The sequence below is a fragment of the Aeromonas aquatilis genome (genome assembly GCF_054052405.1).
On record NZ_JBSTYP010000016.1, the window covers coordinates 72,403 to 87,847 of the forward strand.

The window sequence follows — 15,445 nt, forward strand, 5'->3', positions numbered from 1 at the left end:
TTTCCAACTTAAGTGGTTGGCATATCTTGATACTGCAAATAGATGGCGTGAAATGCTTCCTTATTCTGTAGGGCTGCAGCAACACAAGCTGGGTCAAGGTGACTACCAGCTTGTTCTTCCAGATAGGCAAACGCCTCATCAAATGACCAGGCTCGTTTGTAAGGGCGTTCACTACTTAAGGCATCAAATACATCCGCTACGGCAACGATACGCGCTTCGAGCGGAATTGCATTTCCCTCCAATCCCTCTGGGTAGCCATTGCCATCAAAACGTTCATGGTGGTGGGCAACGATGTTCTTGAGCATGTCAGTGTGGTGGATCCCATCAAGATCAAACTCGCAGATCATTCTCGAGATGATGACCTTTCCTTTGATGGCATGGGTTTTCATGACATCGAACTCTTCAGCGGTCAACTTACCAGGTTTCCGTAAGATGGCGTCGGGGATCGCAATCTTGCCAATATCATGCAGGCCGGAGAAGCGGTAGATGAATTCAACATCCTCATCAGTCAGGTTGTGAGTTGAGGCCAGAGCTTTGGCTATAGTACGAGAATACGCCGACATTCGGAGTAGATGGTTGGCGGTCTCTTCATCTCGATAGCGACTGAACTCCAATGCTGTTGCCAAGGCGCTTCCGAGAATCTTGATGGTCATAAACTCCATAGCGATGACACTGGACAGCATCTGTGCATAAGACGAGAGCTCGCCCTGAACATTCTCATCAAAATAGTTCGGTTCTACAGCATCACAGAATAGAAAGCCGAAGAGCTTATTATTGAACCATAATGGCTCGGTATAACTGGAGGCATAGCCTGCAGCGAGCAGTTTGCGATTGTTTTCAGAGTCAGGGTGCTGAGAATGCTTCAGATTGTCGATGACTCTGGGTTGCTTGTGCTCAGCGAGATGCCGCAATGAGGGCACATTGCTTAATTTGGCCTCGTATTGCAAAAAAGGGGAGTGGCCCTCTGTCGTGCTTGTTGCAAATGTCTTGAGCATATCGGTGCGCTGATCATAAATCGCGACAGAGACCTGCCCTAACTTGTTCAAGTGCTTCCTTAGGTGAACATGCATACTTTGCAATCTTTCGTCAAATGAGCCATCCATAGCTATCCCATCCCTGCACAGACAATCACTGATTTCATTATCATTTGTACTTTTGAGGTTAACAGATAAATGATGAATATGTTAATTGAACGGGGTGCATTTTCACCTATAGCTTGATGGGAATCCTTCATAAGCTATTGTTATATCTCAATTTCATTGAGATTTCCTAAGTTCTATTTGTGCTTATGTATAAACCCTGATTAACAGTCTGAAAATACTTTATGCAGCTATGAAAATAACTCTCTCGGAGGCACAAAGGCGGCAGTTAAGAACCGGATCTCTCACGGTGAGATGGTCAGTGATTGGTGGGGGAGTGCCCAGATACCCCTCCCTACGACGCAAGCTGGGCAGGCCCTTAAGAAGCTTTTGCCGCCAGCTCAGATCGCACCTCTGATGCCGTACGAAGTATCGGCAGTCCTATCAATGCGATCACCACCATCGATAGCCCAGAGACTATCGCCACGCCGAAGCCTGCTCGCGCACCATAGGTATCAATAACAAGGCCGGCCAGCAACCCGCCAAGCGCGACACCAATGCTGATGCCTGTCGTCATCCAGGTTAGACCCTCGGTGAGCTTGGAGGGTGGCAGAATAATAGTGCCAAGGTTCATCACGATGATCATCGTTGGCGCGAACGAGAGGCCTGCGATGAAGAGGATGCCTGTCAGGATGTAGACGTTCGGGGAGAGGATAGGCAATAGCGCGGTACCGGCTGTAACCAGTATCCAAAAAATGAACTGCCTCTCAATCGGTAAGGCAATTCTCAATGCGCCGAACGTCAGGCCAGCAACCAACGATCCCAAGGCATAAGCGGCCAGGATGAAACTGGCGGCTGTTGGCCAACCTTGTGCATTGGCAAAGGCTACGACGGCGACATCGATCGAGCCGCCGATCACGCCCATTGCCAAAAGCGCCAAAATGATGATGCGAAGGCTGGGGATCTTCAAGATTGACTCACTGCTCCACTTACTGCGCTTGACCACCTTTGGCTCAGTTTGCCGTTGTAGGACAAAGGCTGTTACGCCAATAGCGAGCAGTAAGATGGCAGCAAGAGGTCCAGCTTCGGCGAAGGCACTCGTACTCATGCCAATTGCCAGTGGAGGGCCAATGATAAAGGCCATTTCCGTGAGGACCGTATCCAGGGAAAATGCTGTGTGCAACTGTGGCTTCCCGCGAAAAAGCACTGTCCATCGGGCTCTTATCATGGCCGGCATTGTCGGCATCGAGCCAGCCAATGCTGCCAGGATAAATAAAAGTAGCCCCGGAGCGTTCATGTAGGCAGCCGTCACGAGCATCAACAGCATGCCAATACTGAATGCGGTCACGAAAGGTAGAACCCGGCTCTGGCCATGTTGATCCACCAGTTTTGATATCTGAGGACCTATAAGCGCATTCGATAACGTAAATGTGCCTGCGACCGCACCAGCCAGCCAATAGAGATTACCCTGTTGTGCCAGCATAGTGATGATGCCAATGCTGATCATTGCGTATGGCAAGCGGGCAATCGAACTCGAGATCACTAACCCTTTGACGCCAGGGGTTGTCAGAATTTCGCGATAAGGGTTAGACATAATATTTCCATGTTGTAATTCGATGAGGAAAAACGTTCCGTTTTCCTGCCTATTTTCCGTGATGAGATTCACTGCAGAACTCTTTTCCAAAAGCGAGTATTAATGTGTGCAACTGACAGAAAGGATCGGGAGATAACCTTTATCCCTCCATACAATCATTTGAAAGTTCGTTTTGCCAGAGATTAATTCTTAAGCGTTGGGTCTGATTTCGTGATGCAAAAGCTATTGGATAGGGCTGTGCGTGGTAGGGGATGAGATGTTATATCTCTAAAGGTGTTCGATTGGGTATGCTCAAGGGGTTTTCGGAGGATCAGGATGTCAACAGAAGAACTCTTTGAAAAAGCCGCAGTCTGGGCGCAGTAGCAGAGACAGTTCATAATCAGCTTGCAGTTGTGTGATCAGTTCAATGCTTCTTTAGCTGTTGCAAGTCGGCTCATTCGCAAGTTAATCACCCATCCCCGGATCACTGCTGAGTGCAAGCAGGAGAAGTGTGTCGTAGACGATAAGCATTCTATGAAGATGTTGATGGTTAAGGTCACCAACGTTGTACGCGAACTCATTGGACCACCAAAGCAAGTAAAACCAGCAACAAAATACGACATTCTGCTAGTAGAACGATCAGAGTAGGGGATTGTGCATTGTCATTCATGGGGAGTTCAAGTGTAATGTAAATGATGAGGTTCATATAGAGATATCTTATCTCTGTTTGATAGTCCATCCTGGCTGTAAATAAGTGCATCAACAAGGATTTTCCTAAGTCTACGCAAGTGTGTGGGGGCATGAAATTGAGGCGGAGTGAATGTAGCAATGAAAAAATTTGACTTGAATATTGACCGGATGCTTGAAAACTGGGATGCACATCATGCGATTCGGGAAATTATTGCCAATGCACTCGATGAGCAGATTTTGACGAGCACGGGGGACATTATCATTGTCCGTGACAGTGATAGCCAATGGCGTATCAGAGACTTCGGACGTGGCCTAAGACACGAGCACTTTACAATGAACGAGAATCAGGAAAAGCTTGTACATCCTAGTCTCATTGGAAAGTTCGGTGTCGGTCTTAAAGACGCTTTAGCTACATTCGATCGTTTAGGCATCGAAACTTGTATCCGCTCTAAGTTCTGTGATGTCACCTTTGACCGCACTGAAAAGCACGATTTTTCCGATGTCATAACCCTGCATGCCTGCATCTCTGAACCCTCCGAACCGGAATTTATCGGGACTGAATTCACCCTTAAAAACTGCTCAGACGAAGATATTGAGAAGGCAAAGCAGTTGTTCCTGCGGTTCTCTGGCGAGGAGATGCTTGAAAAAAACCAATACGGGGAAGTTCTGCAAAATACAGGAAATACCTCCTATATCTACATCAACGGCATTCGTGTGGCTGAAGAAGATAATTTTCTATTTTCCTACAACATCACGTCACTGACCGCCCCAATAAAGAAGGCTCTCAATCGAGAGAGAACGAACGTTGGGAGATCTGCCTATTCTGATCGTGTGAAGTCGATCCTGCTAGCATCATCGTCAGAAGCCGTCGCCAAGGCTCTCGTTGAAGACCTAAGTAACTTCGGAAGTGGAACGCTGCACGACGAGATGAAGTGGACGGACGTTTCTGTACATGCTTCGAAGATTACGAATGCTTCGGGGCATGTTTTGTTCCTAACGGACGAGGAAATCATGAATGCTCCACGTTTCGTCGAGGAGGCACGAGCGAAAGGACGACAAATCATCACGATCCCCAGCACCGTCAAAGAGAAATTGTCGGGACAGATAGATACCGATGGCAATGCTATTCAGGATTTGGGCAATTTTATTTCTAAATGGAACGACTGCTTCGAGTTCCGTTTCGTCACCCCCAAACAGCTTACCCAAGACGAAAGGCTGATTTTCGACATGACTAGCAGGATTGCCGATCTAGTCGGAGGACTTCCGCTGAGGGTTCAGGAAGTGAAAATCTCAGAGACAATGCGACCTGAGACGGGGAGTTTCTCTGAAGCCCTAGGGTTGTGGAATGGTTCGGAAATTATAGTTAAACGCAGCGAACTTATTTCAGTTGAACGTTACGCAGCCGTACTGCTACACGAGCTCGGTCATGCTAGAAGCGGTGCAACTGACGTCACTATCGGCTTTGAGCAAGAGTTAACTTCGCTACTTGGTATGATTGCATCTAAAGCGCTGTGTACTAGTCATGTGGGTGCCAAATTACCACAATCAACTGACCGCGCCAAAGTACCGGCCAAGAAGGCTGGGTTTTGGGCTAGTTTATTCAGGACCTCTTCAAAGTGATGGAGCTTTGCTAATCCCATTTCTTTCTGTTTGATGACTCCCGGCTCAGATAGGTTGGGCTTCGACAGCGTAGCCCAACGTTTACCTGATGGAGATACGCAAAAGGTATGGTGGTGGTATGCACCCGACATGTGGTACCGAAACTCCCACAGGATTTCGTCCTTTTGGCGTGGAGATCCAGCAGGCTGTGATAGCGTATTCTATTGTATTAATGAGTATTTATATTAACTGAATTACTGCTCTAATATGGACTCTGTCTATATATACTTAAGTTAATACCATTCATATTATGAATAGACAGCGCATGATACCTATAAATGTCATTTTAATTGGCATTGTGAGCTGATTTTTATTGGTGATGGTAGTAGGTAACTCTTCTTTTAACGGTTGAAATGTTTATTATGTTTCTTTTTTTCTTGGGCAGTTGACATTTGAATGGTTAATGCTGTCTAGTGACTGTGTATCGATACAAAAAAGAGGTTACTGTACAACTGAAAGTGAGGATATCACAATGATTAACTTCTCTACCCTGTCTCGTCGAATTTCAGCAATCACAGAAGAAAATGCAATGTATACCAAAGGTCAGATTGTTATTCTTAAATGATAGCATCCTGATACAGGCTGCATCTTATTTAGATGCAGCCTTATTTTTGGGGAGATGAAAATGTCTTTTTCGAATGTTAAGCCGCTCATTAAAGAATCGCATCATGTCATTCTTGCTGATGATGGTGATATCTGTATTGGGGAAATTCCTAGTGTATCTCAGATCATAAGTGACCCACCTGCATGGGTTTTACCTGCACTTGAGAAAATGGATGGGAAAAGAACGGTTCCACGAATTTTAAAGGAGTTGCTTAGCGAGGGGGTTGAGATACAAAGTGATTGTCTTGAAAGGCTAATTGTTGGTCTCGCTGAGAGAAAACTGCTTCAGGATAACTCATTTTTTTCAAAAATCCTTTCAGGTGAGGAAATCGAACGATATAACCGCCAAATTCTACAGTTCTCATTAATTGATGCCGATAACCAACACCCATTTATCTATCAAGAGCGACTCAAGCAAAGTCGAGTGACTATTTTCGGCTTGGGAGGGTGGGGCACATGGTGCGCTCTTCAGCTTGCTATGTCTGGTATCGGCACCTTACGATTAGTGGATGGTGATGATGTTGAGTTGTCCAACATCAATAGGCAAGTACTTTATCGTACCGATGATATCGGTAAAAATAAAGTCGATGCCGCTAAAGAAGCCATTTTTGCTTACAATGAGAATGTACATATTGAGACCTTCTTTGAGTTTGCATCATCAGACCGTAACCGGTTAGAACAAATCGTTGGGGATAGTACTTTTATTATCCTTGCATGGGCAGCTCTTGGTTACTACCGTAAGGACACAATTGAAGAAATTATTCATAGTATAGCTAAAGAAAAATACATTCCAATTATAGAGTTGGGAGGGGATCCAATGGAAATTTCTGTTGGGCCAATATATCTCAATAATGGTGTTCAGAAAAGTTTTAATGATGTTGAAAATGAAGTGAAAGATAAATATTACGATACTGACATAGAAATTAGAAAATTCCAGGAGGCTCGCCTAAAACACTCATTCATGGATGGGGAGCGAAGGGTCAATGCATGGCAAAGTGCACCTTCCTTATCGATTATGGCCGGCATAGTCACGGATCAAGTAGTGAAAGTCATTACAGGTTATGATAAGGCTCATCTTGTTGGGAAGAAATTCATTCTCTCATTGCAAAATTTTAAAACACGTGAAGAGAACATTTCTAATGAAAATTAATGATATATCCTTTAATAAGGTAGGATATCTAACCACCAACATATCATGTCAATTTAAAGCAGAGTTAAATGATATTTTTAACGCTGCTAATTCTGAAAGTGAGGAGTCTTGGACTTATATCTATAAGTATGCTCATGAACAAAAAGACCTGCCATTTACTACGGCGCAGCATAAAATAGATCGGATTTACTCAAAATGCTTTAATGGTTTTTGTAAAAATGAATTTAGTTTTTTCTTTAGAAGATTATTAAATGAAGGTATTGAAGATTTTGTAATATCTGAGGCGTCAAAAAAAGCATATGCTTTTTGCAACTCTGATATCTTTAAAAACCTTATTGAAAATGTTACAGGTAGAAATATCGGTGATATCGACGTCTTCTATATTAATAGATTTGACAGGGGGTGTTTTTTAAACACACATACTGACCGTGGGGAAAATATAGGTATTGCGATAAATATTACCAAAAATTGGGATCCAAATTTTGGTGGATTAACACATATCCTTGATGAGAGTCGTAAAAATGTTATCGAAACGTTGACGCCTAAATTTGGTGAAATGTTTATTTTTGATGTATCTGAAATGCAAGTGCCTCATTTTGTGTCTATGGTCGCAGCAAATTCTAAAGATAAAAGAATGTCTATAATTGCACGATATGGGAAGGCTAAAATAAATGGCTAAACGCTCTATATGGTTAATGTTGCTAATGGCCTTAATATGGGGTGCATCTTTCCCTGTATCAAAAGTTGCGGTTGATATTATAGGGCCATATGCATTTAGAATGGCAGGGTCGATAGTTTCTTGTTGCGTTATGTTTATTCTTTTTAAAAAAGAAATATTAGGGAGCGTAAAGAGCATTAGTTTTAATGAAATAATAAAGCTAACCATAATCGCAGTCCCTAATATTTTTGTTGTTCCAATGCTTAATAGTGTGGCCTTGTACTACACCTCTGTTACGAATGCGACTATTCTTGTTTATACGATGCCTTGTTTCACATCTATCATTTTGATGGGTATCGCCAGAAGAATTAACTTTCTATCGATGGCTTCATTAGCACTATGTTTTACTGGAATAGTCTTTACCCTAAAGGAGGTGAATATAGGAATAGGGGAGGTGGTTATCATTTTTAGTGCTATATCTTGGGCAATAGGTGCTGTCGTCTCACAAAAGGTGATTACGCTGGTGCCTTTTAAAGCCAAGCTATTTTGGCAAATTCTGATATCAACTGTTCTAGTGTCTTTATGCTATCCATTTTTGCAGAGTGGGTCGTTATTACAACCGATTATCAATGTGTTTGGTAATACTCAAGTTTTATTCAGTGTTCTGTATTTGGGTGTTATTGGAAATGCATTGGTTTATTACATATGGTTTTATCTAATACAGCATGAAAGTGCTGAGTCTACCAGTTATGCTACGTTACTATCGCCAATAATAAGTGTGATCATAGCCTCTTTGTTTATGAATGAGGTTCTTACAGTCAAGCAGACTCTTGGTTTTGTCTTGATTTTAAGTAGCGCAATATTGGTGAATGTTTTAAGACCTTACTTGAAAAATAACAGATAAAAAGATATCTTCATAAATTATCGGCGTAGTCGAGCGCGCTCGGTGGTTCGTGGCGCTAGTTGTTCGCGAAGGAGGGGAGGGTGTTCAGTCCTTCCAGGTATAGACCTCCCAAGCTAGGCTGTATCTGAAAGACTACATGCTCTCTATGAATAGGTGTAGATAGCAGGCATTCTAGGTTGTCAACTTGTATCTTTTTCAAAATGACTTTATATATTATACCAATGAATCCCCCCTTATATTTCATATAGGTGATCTATAAATGACAAAGCTTGACTGGTTAATCCGGTTTAGACGAGCCAAAACACATACAACGTTAGATTTTATGCTAGATTCTGTTTTGAACAAATTGGAGTCTATTGCTGAAAAAGGTGAAGCTATTCGAGGGCATGAACTGCGCCAGAATGAAATCGATCTTGGCCAACACTGTCGCAGATAAAGCTAATTTTTAAGGGGGGCTAGATCGTCCAGTAGCTTTCTATGTAAATGAGCTTAGGTGGAGATTGTATTGAAAAGCCCTCCAAGGTATTAGGTGAAGCCCTTCGTTGACAGAAAGTAAAGGCGATGATGATCCGGAATGAATAGAGCTCCAAAGTGTGATGTAACGGTATGGGGCAAGCCCCACTGCGCATAAATCAGATTTGGTATGGTGTGGTTGGTTGTCGTGGTTATGATTTGCGATACCTGAGTTCGATGTCGATACGGGGTGTAGGTTATGTCGCGATAATTGCAAACAGTCTTTGCACACCAGTGCTATTTTAACTAAGAGGTCTCAGTCCTGGTTGTACAAAGGTCAGTATTGGGAAGGGTGACGTGCCAGTTTTCATCAACGGACATTATGATGGCGCGGTGAGAGCATCGAGAAGAGGTTTATGAGTAATTGTGGGTCCTTGAGGCTTTATAATCACCGCTATGAAAGGGGATTGAATAGATTGGCCTAGTCATGAATAAATTTTTTTGAATATGGAAAATAAAAAGACATCAGTTTAAGGCCGATGTCTTAAATCACGGATATAGCATCTTCACTTGGTATATTTCTGTTGTTAATCGTTCAGCACTCTTTTTATTTAGAATGTCCGTGGTGGATTGGTTGGGGTATCTGTTTGCACTAAAGCCCATTTGGCTATTTCATCTTTGCGCATAAAGCTGACTCCGGAGTGGCTTTTGGCATATTGAATGAATTTGTCTAACACGTTGACAACTCCCGGTATGCCACCAATGCGATCATGCAAGCTGATAGACATCATGCGTCGCTGGGATACGCCTTCCACATAGAGTAAATCGAACTCATCTTTCAGCTCTTGCAAGAAATCAGCAGCCGTGATGGCACTATTACCGCCCCCTAACCGAACAATATCATTGTTACGTAACGTATAAGGAACGACGACAAAGGGCTTTCCTTCCACTTGGATAATGGATGGCTCATCTCGTGACAGGTCATCGATATGATAAATAAAGCCAAGTTCTTGTAGTATCTTCAGAGTGTCTTTACTGTGACGCATCCAAAAGGCATTGAACCCAATGGGGCGCTGCCCCGTAATTCGTTCCAATGTTTTAATGCTCTCAATATAAGATGAGCGCTCTTCTATTGGTGACATGCTAAATTGTGGCGTCCAGGTCTGGCCATGGCCGGAGATTTCATGCCCTTCATCTGCTACTTGTTTGGCAAGGCGCGGATTTAACTCTGCAGCGCGCCCCACCATGTGTGAGGTCACCTGAACACCATGTTTTCGCCACAAACGCAGCAAGCGGGGTACGCCTTCATTCATCCCATAGTCATACCAAGTGGGCGTGATGGTATCTGGGTAGCCCGGTTCCATGGGTGGAAAAGGACCTTCTGCATTCTTGTCTTGAGCGCCGGCTTCAAATTGCATGGAAATTGATATAATAAGCCGTTCACCGTTAGGCCAAAATTGTCTATTCATTGTATTTCCTTCTGAGGCGTGAGTTGTATTTTTGTCTGGTGACGATTCCGTCATATCTATTGCTAAGGCCGCCTGGCCTAATCCCACTCCAGCAACCAAGACGCTACTAGCCTTTAAAAAACGTCGACGTTGATTCATATCTCATCTCCTATTTATGCTGTTTTAATATAGGCAGTCCAGATCAAGAAGCGATCCTTTCTGACGTTATTTTCGAGAGTGTAAATAAGTTTCTTCCTACTGAGGTTATTAATAGGAAAACCTCTGTGCATTGACTGTTTCTAAGAGAGTAAGGTCGATTTTTTATGACGTCGGATTGCTTCAGCGCCGATCGCCAATATCAATGATGCTATCAATGTCTCTATGGCTGGATACAAGGCAAGAATAGCAATAGCACCATATACAAGGACGCCTAGTCGGTGCCAAAGAAGCAGTGCCCCTCCGCTTGCCAGTGCCGCAATGGCAAAGGTTGCAATAGATGCACGAGCGACACTATCGGTAATGTTTTCCCATCCACCCTGCGCCAATAATCCGGGCATAAACAGGAAAGCAAAGGGGATCAGATAGATGATGGAACTGAGCCGCATCGCCTCTTTGGCAATGCTGAACCACGAGGTCTTGGCAATGCCGGCGGCTACAAAGGCTGCCACACACACGGGCGGTGTGATGGCGGAAAGGGCAGCGTAATAAAGGACAAACAGGTGGGTGGCCAGCGGCTCAAAGCCAATACGGATCATGGCCGGAGCAAGAATGGAGGCTACCAGGATATAGGCTGCCGTGGTTGGTACGCCCATGCCCAATATCAGGCAAGCCAGGGCAACGACCACGGGAGCCAGTAATGGCATGCTGGAAAATTGCGACACTATGCTCGAAGAGAGATTGACACCAAACCCGGTCAGGTTGATGACAGTGACCAAAATCTGGGCGCCTGCTAGCAAGATGGTAATTGTCACAAAGCTGTTACCCGCATCGCGAACCCCCTCCATTATCTTGCCCATACAGACTTTGGCATCTTGTTGACTGCGCACATTTAACCCAAGAAACAGAGCCAGAATCACGACAGTACCCAGAGTGGCGGAAAAGGAGATAGAGCGACCGTTGAAGATGGCCCCGATAAGGACGATCAAGCCCCCCAGCAAAGGCATTAACCTTTTGGGATCCAGGGTTGATGACCAAGAGGGCATCTCCTCTTTAGGGACCAGTGGCAGTTTCCAGCGTTCGGCCACTATGTGGATGATGATAAAAAGGGAGGCATAAAACAGAATGGCCGGGATCAGCGCGGCGAGCGCTATGGTCTGATAGCCAACTCCGACTAGCTCTGCCATGACGAATGCGGCTGCACCCATGATCGGGGGAGCTAATTGTCCTCCGGTCGAGGCAACAGCTTCCACCCCTCCGGCTAGCCGGGGCGGATAGCCAAGTCGATTCATCAAAGGGATGGTGAGGTTGCCCGTTGTCGCGACGTTTGCCACGGCGCTGCCGCTTATCATGCCAAACAGGCTGGAGGCGATGGTGGCCATTTTGGCCGCCCCTCCGGGGGAGCGGCCACTGATCCGCATGGCAAATTCCATAAAGGCTTGTCCGCCCCCCGTACAGAGCACCATGGCCCCAAACAATACGAAGGGGGCTATGGTCGTGGCGGCAACCCCGGTCAGCATGCCCCATAGTCCCAGATCGCCAAGATAGAGGCTCTCGACCATGAAGGCAGTGTCGAGCCCGCGATGGCCCAAGGCGCCGGGGACCAGGTTGCCGTAAAGGGAGTAGATGAGAGACAGCACTATCATGATAGGGAATGCCCACCCCACGATACGGACCATCAGCACCAGCAATGCCAGTATAATGGCCGCTAATGAGATGGTATCCGTTACGTTGGCCTCAGGCAGAGAGGTGATGATTTCATCTGACCGAACAATCACGGCTAAGCAGGCAAGGCCGCACAGGATGGCCAGCCCTATATCAACCGCGCCCCGGACCTTACTTGGGTGCTCTTTTGAGGGAAACAGGGCATACCCCAGCACTATGATCAGCAGCAAAAAAAGTGGCCGTTGAATCAAGTTGGTGAACTGACCAAACAGGGAAGTTAGCATCACCAGCAATACTGCCGTGACGCTGAGCCCCGTGCTCAATCCGCCTCTGAGCCTTTCAAGTTTCATTAATCGTGTCATAGGTGTCACTCACTGGTCATGAAAGCGGGGATCAGGGACGCAGATGCTGCGGGATCTCGTAGCCTTTCTCCACGAGATAGCGGATCACCCCAGGGTGCAGGGGGATTGTCGAGGCATCGATGGTCAACTGGCGCATGTCGTACTCTTTGATAAGCGGCATCACGCCGGCTTGATAGCTCGTATCTTCGAAGACGGCTTTGGCAATCTTGTAGGCGGTCTCCTCATCAAAGTCGGGTCGGACTACGGTGGCATAACCGATTGACCAAGCGCTGTAGGGGGAAACCCCCTCGGCGGCGCCAGCGGGTATATCCATGACACCCACATCTTTGATTTTGGTTTTGATGATCTGTTTTTGTTCGTCACTCAGTCCCAGTATCCGGATCGGGGTAAAGGAGGCCAGATCCAGTGTGGAGCCATCGACCTTGTTGCCTACGCCGCCTTTCACATAGCCGACAATCCGGTTGTCCTTGATGGCATCGACCATGTCGCCTGTTGTGCCCCTGACATAGTCGGGCTTGATATTGAGCGCCTCAAGCACGCGCTCGGCGGTACTTTCGGTAGCCGATCCTCGAATCCCTGGATTGAACTTTTTGCCGTTCAAGTCAGAAAGCGAGGTGATCCCGGAGTCAGCGTGCACGATGACGTTTTGTGGCAGCTCGGCATAGATCCAGAGCATGCGGGTCTCAAGGTGCTGGGGGCTGGGGATAGAGGGATCGCGCCGCGCTGAGAGGCTAGCGATGTTGGTTGTAACCAAGCCCAGGTCAATTTGGTTGCGAGCGAGTCGGCGCAAGTTGTCGAGCGATGCTCCAGTTTCCACGACTTGCATATCGATACCGGCCTCTTTGAGGGCCTGAGCCACCGCCACATAGTAACCATATTGGTTGGATGACGATGCCGTTGTGCCGACGGCCAACTTGGTTTGCGCCTCGGCTATGGCTGTCGTCATCAGCACGGATGCCATTGCCAACCCCTTGATGACACTCAGATAACTTGTTCCAATCTGCATATTGAATCCTTGATTGTTCACTTGGTTGCCCTCTTCTATTGTAGATTGTCTACAATCTGCATTTGTTGTATACGTTAGGGCGTCTATTTTGTAAACACCGATGTTAATCGTTTGTGATGGAGGAGTGATGGCAATCTACGAAGAGCGAATCTATGAGATTCAGGCGGGACGAATGAAAGAGTATTTAGAACGCTACCGCCAACTGGGCTATGAAGTGCAAACTCGCCATTTGGGGCGGCCCATAGGCTATTTCGTCTCCGAAATAGGGGACCTGAACCTAGTTATTCAACTTCGCCGATATGACTCTTTAGCTGACAGGGCCCTGCGACGCGCCAAGATGGAGGCCGACCCAGCCTGGATCCGCTATCGCGAGGCAAATTCGCTACAGGTCAATCAAAAGAACCGTATACTGTTGGCCCAGGATTTTTGTCTGTTATATGACCAGCAAGGTGACGACGCTGAATGAGCGTAACTAATAAACCGGACGATCTACTTACCGCCCTGCGTGAGAGCAGTATGGCGACCATCATCAGGGATCATATCGAGGCGGATATCATCGGAGGCCTCCTCAAAGGAGGCAGCCATTTGACCGAGATTGCCCTTGCCCAGCGTTTTAATGTCAGTCGTGGACCCATTCGTGAGGCGCTGCGCACCTTGGAGGGGCAAGGGCTGGTCAATCAGCAAAAAAATTGTGGCTGGTTTGTGCGCCTCCTGTCTCAGGAGGATATCCAAGAGGTATTTATCGTCAGAAAAATTCTGGACGATGGCTTGGCCGATATGCTGGTAGCCCAGGCGCCAGAACAACTACAGATTGTCGCCGATAATTTGAGTGCCTTGGCTGCGGCCATGGATCAGGCCATTAGCCCTCATGATAGCGGCACCTTTGCCAAGCTAAACCAGCGGTTTCACAACGTGTTGCTGGAAGCCTCCAATAACAGCCGATTGATGAAACTCTATCGCAACATGATGGGAGAGGTGGCCTCCCATGTTGCCATGAGCCTCACCTGTTCTGGTGCCATGGTGGTATCTAATCACGAGCACTATCAAATGATCGATGCCCTGCTGGCCAGAGATGGGGCCGTGTTACGCATCCTGTTTCAACAGCATAGAGAGCACACCCTAGCAAGAATGCTCGAGCACTCCATCTAGCGACACCAGACTCCTCGGCACCAGTCCCTCGGCGATCTGGTGGTCCGAATTGTGATGGGGCATCAGTGATGAGGCTTGTGGTTAATGGATTAACCTTTTAGCTTGTTCTGACGAGGCGCAGATGCGCCATCTGATAAAGCGTCACTGAGGAGTAGATGATGATGAAGCTGATGATCCCGCCCATGGTGGATTTTGCGACTGGCCGTTTGTCCGGTGCCGAACTGGTGGAGAAGAGTACAAGGTTGGCTGATCTGCATGGCTTGTTTGCCGATCCGTCGGCTGAAGCGGAGGTTGATCCGCAAACTGTGCTCTATCGCGTGGCGATGTTGCCCAGCAGTGGTGTGGAGGGGGATCTCAACATGGGCGTCACCCATCTTGAGGCTGGCAGGATAGGGAGCGAGTTTTTTATGACCCGTGGTCATATCCATGCCCGGGCCGAGCAGGCGGAGTACTACTTCGGGTTGTGCGGGACCGGCTTGCTGCTGTTGCAGGATATGGCTGGCGTCTGTCGGCTTGAGCAGGTTTTCCCCGGCAGTGTGCACCATATCCCGGGTCACGTGGCCCACCGGTTGATCAATACCGGCGAGACCCGGCTCTCTGCGCTGGCGGTCTGGCCTGCCATTGCCGGTCATGATTACCGGCTGATGGCAGAGCGGGGGTTTGGCCTGCGGGTGGTCGCAGGGAAGGAGGGGGAGCCTTGTATTGTGAGCAGTGTAGTGAGCAGTGTGATGAGCAGCGAGGTGAGCGCTTCAATCACTTAACCATCAGCCAGCTGGGGTCGTGAGCGACCCCGTTAGCGGCTGCCGCAGGATTGGCGCACCACCAGGGAGGGGGGCAAGATGATGCTCTTGGCCGGTTCGTCATTGCCGGCAATCCGTTCGAGCAGCAGT

At 47.0% G+C, this 15,445-nt stretch carries 13 protein-coding genes; 8 read left to right on the top strand and 5 right to left on the bottom strand.

The window, feature by feature from the left end; all coding sequences use genetic code 11:
* Positions 1-8 precede the first annotated feature (8 nt).
* Together ACW5W8_RS08400 and ACW5W8_RS08405 are read right to left on the bottom strand one after the other, a co-directional pair.
* Positions 9-1,103, bottom strand: coding sequence for an HD domain-containing phosphohydrolase (locus tag ACW5W8_RS08400; protein WP_139437698.1), 1,095 nt, complete (start codon positions 1,101-1,103; stop codon positions 9-11).
* A gap of 355 nt (positions 1,104-1,458) precedes the next feature.
* Positions 1,459-2,745, bottom strand: coding sequence for an MFS transporter (locus tag ACW5W8_RS08405; RefSeq protein ID WP_498627314.1), 1,287 nt, complete (start codon positions 2,743-2,745; stop codon positions 1,459-1,461).
* Positions 2,746-3,480: 735 nt separating this feature from the next.
* Here ACW5W8_RS08405 and ACW5W8_RS08410 point away from each other — a divergent pair.
* The 5 genes from ACW5W8_RS08410 to ACW5W8_RS08430 all read left to right on the top strand — a co-directional run bounded on the left by ACW5W8_RS08410 (position 3,481) and on the right by ACW5W8_RS08430 (position 8,316).
* Complete coding sequence (locus ACW5W8_RS08410) at positions 3,481-4,962, top strand: ATP-binding protein (RefSeq protein ID WP_075115281.1); 1,482 nt, start codon at positions 3,481-3,483, stop codon at positions 4,960-4,962.
* A gap of 511 nt (positions 4,963-5,473) precedes the next feature.
* Entirely contained in the window at positions 5,474-5,566 is a 93-nt protein-coding gene (locus tag ACW5W8_RS08415) for a pantocin A family RiPP (protein ID WP_075115280.1), read from the top strand.
* A 60-nt stretch (positions 5,567-5,626) separates the two neighbouring features.
* Positions 5,627-6,754, top strand: coding sequence for a ThiF family adenylyltransferase (locus ACW5W8_RS08420; RefSeq protein WP_075115279.1), 1,128 nt, complete (start codon positions 5,627-5,629; stop codon positions 6,752-6,754).
* Positions 6,744-7,433, top strand: coding sequence for a 2OG-Fe(II) oxygenase family protein (locus ACW5W8_RS08425; protein WP_075115278.1), 690 nt, complete (start codon positions 6,744-6,746; stop codon positions 7,431-7,433). The genes ACW5W8_RS08420 and ACW5W8_RS08425 overlap by 11 nt, the downstream gene beginning before the upstream one ends.
* On the top strand, positions 7,426-8,316 hold the full coding sequence (locus tag ACW5W8_RS08430; RefSeq protein ID WP_498627317.1) for a DMT family transporter: 891 nt from the start codon (positions 7,426-7,428) through the stop codon (positions 8,314-8,316). Before ACW5W8_RS08425 ends, ACW5W8_RS08430 begins: the two co-directional genes overlap by 8 nt.
* 1,064 nt (positions 8,317-9,380) lie before the next feature.
* On the opposite strand, the gene ACW5W8_RS08435 is transcribed toward ACW5W8_RS08430, so the two are convergent.
* From ACW5W8_RS08435 to ACW5W8_RS08445, 3 genes are all read right to left on the bottom strand, one after another.
* Positions 9,381-10,376 carry a polysaccharide deacetylase family protein gene (locus ACW5W8_RS08435; protein ID WP_498627318.1) on the bottom strand — a complete coding sequence of 332 codons (996 nt, stop codon included), beginning with the start codon at positions 10,374-10,376 and terminating at the stop codon, positions 9,381-9,383.
* A 140-nt stretch (positions 10,377-10,516) separates the two neighbouring features.
* The gene (locus tag ACW5W8_RS08440) at positions 10,517-12,400 is read right to left on the bottom strand and encodes a TRAP transporter permease (RefSeq protein WP_498627320.1); all 1,884 of its coding nucleotides are present in this window, start codon (positions 12,398-12,400) and stop codon (positions 10,517-10,519) included.
* A 31-nt stretch (positions 12,401-12,431) separates the two neighbouring features.
* Positions 12,432-13,406 carry a TAXI family TRAP transporter solute-binding subunit gene (locus ACW5W8_RS08445; RefSeq protein ID WP_498627322.1) on the bottom strand — a complete coding sequence of 325 codons (975 nt, stop codon included), beginning with the start codon at positions 13,404-13,406 and terminating at the stop codon, positions 12,432-12,434.
* 127 nt (positions 13,407-13,533) lie between these two features.
* Between ACW5W8_RS08445 and ACW5W8_RS08450 the strand changes: the two genes are divergently transcribed.
* The 3 genes from ACW5W8_RS08450 (at position 13,534) to ACW5W8_RS08460 (ending at position 15,316) form a co-directional block, all read left to right on the top strand.
* Complete coding sequence (locus ACW5W8_RS08450) at positions 13,534-13,872, top strand: NIPSNAP family protein (protein WP_498627324.1); 339 nt, start codon at positions 13,534-13,536, stop codon at positions 13,870-13,872.
* The gene (locus ACW5W8_RS08455) at positions 13,869-14,555 is read left to right on the top strand and encodes a GntR family transcriptional regulator (RefSeq protein WP_498627325.1); all 687 of its coding nucleotides are present in this window, start codon (positions 13,869-13,871) and stop codon (positions 14,553-14,555) included. Before ACW5W8_RS08450 ends, ACW5W8_RS08455 begins: the two co-directional genes overlap by 4 nt.
* A gap of 155 nt (positions 14,556-14,710) precedes the next feature.
* Positions 14,711-15,316, top strand: a complete 606-nt coding sequence (locus ACW5W8_RS08460) for a glucose-6-phosphate isomerase family protein (protein WP_498627326.1) — start codon at positions 14,711-14,713, stop codon at positions 15,314-15,316.
* The last annotated feature ends 129 nt before the right edge of the window (positions 15,317-15,445 follow it).

What these genes read in the sequence shown, in the direction of transcription:
- ACW5W8_RS08400 (WP_139437698.1), bottom strand. Translation starts at nt 1,103, where the DNA reads ATGGATGGCTCATTTGACGAAAGATTGCAAAGTATGCATGTTCACCTA.
- ACW5W8_RS08410 (WP_075115281.1), top strand. Translation starts at nt 3,481, where the DNA reads ATGAAAAAATTTGACTTGAATATTGACCGGATGCTTGAAAACTGGGAT.
- ACW5W8_RS08415 (WP_075115280.1), top strand. Translation starts at nt 5,474, where the DNA reads ATGATTAACTTCTCTACCCTGTCTCGTCGAATTTCAGCAATCACAGAA.
- ACW5W8_RS08420 (WP_075115279.1), top strand. Translation starts at nt 5,627, where the DNA reads ATGTCTTTTTCGAATGTTAAGCCGCTCATTAAAGAATCGCATCATGTC.
- ACW5W8_RS08425 (WP_075115278.1), top strand. Translation starts at nt 6,744, where the DNA reads ATGAAAATTAATGATATATCCTTTAATAAGGTAGGATATCTAACCACC.
- ACW5W8_RS08430 (WP_498627317.1), top strand. Translation starts at nt 7,426, where the DNA reads ATGGCTAAACGCTCTATATGGTTAATGTTGCTAATGGCCTTAATATGG.
- ACW5W8_RS08435 (WP_498627318.1), bottom strand. Translation starts at nt 10,376, where the DNA reads ATGAATCAACGTCGACGTTTTTTAAAGGCTAGTAGCGTCTTGGTTGCT.
- ACW5W8_RS08440 (WP_498627320.1), bottom strand. Translation starts at nt 12,400, where the DNA reads ATGACACGATTAATGAAACTTGAAAGGCTCAGAGGCGGATTGAGCACG.
- ACW5W8_RS08445 (WP_498627322.1), bottom strand. Translation starts at nt 13,406, where the DNA reads ATGCAGATTGGAACAAGTTATCTGAGTGTCATCAAGGGGTTGGCAATG.
- ACW5W8_RS08450 (WP_498627324.1), top strand. Translation starts at nt 13,534, where the DNA reads ATGGCAATCTACGAAGAGCGAATCTATGAGATTCAGGCGGGACGAATG.
- ACW5W8_RS08455 (WP_498627325.1), top strand. Translation starts at nt 13,869, where the DNA reads ATGAGCGTAACTAATAAACCGGACGATCTACTTACCGCCCTGCGTGAG.
- ACW5W8_RS08460 (WP_498627326.1), top strand. Translation starts at nt 14,711, where the DNA reads ATGATGATGAAGCTGATGATCCCGCCCATGGTGGATTTTGCGACTGGC.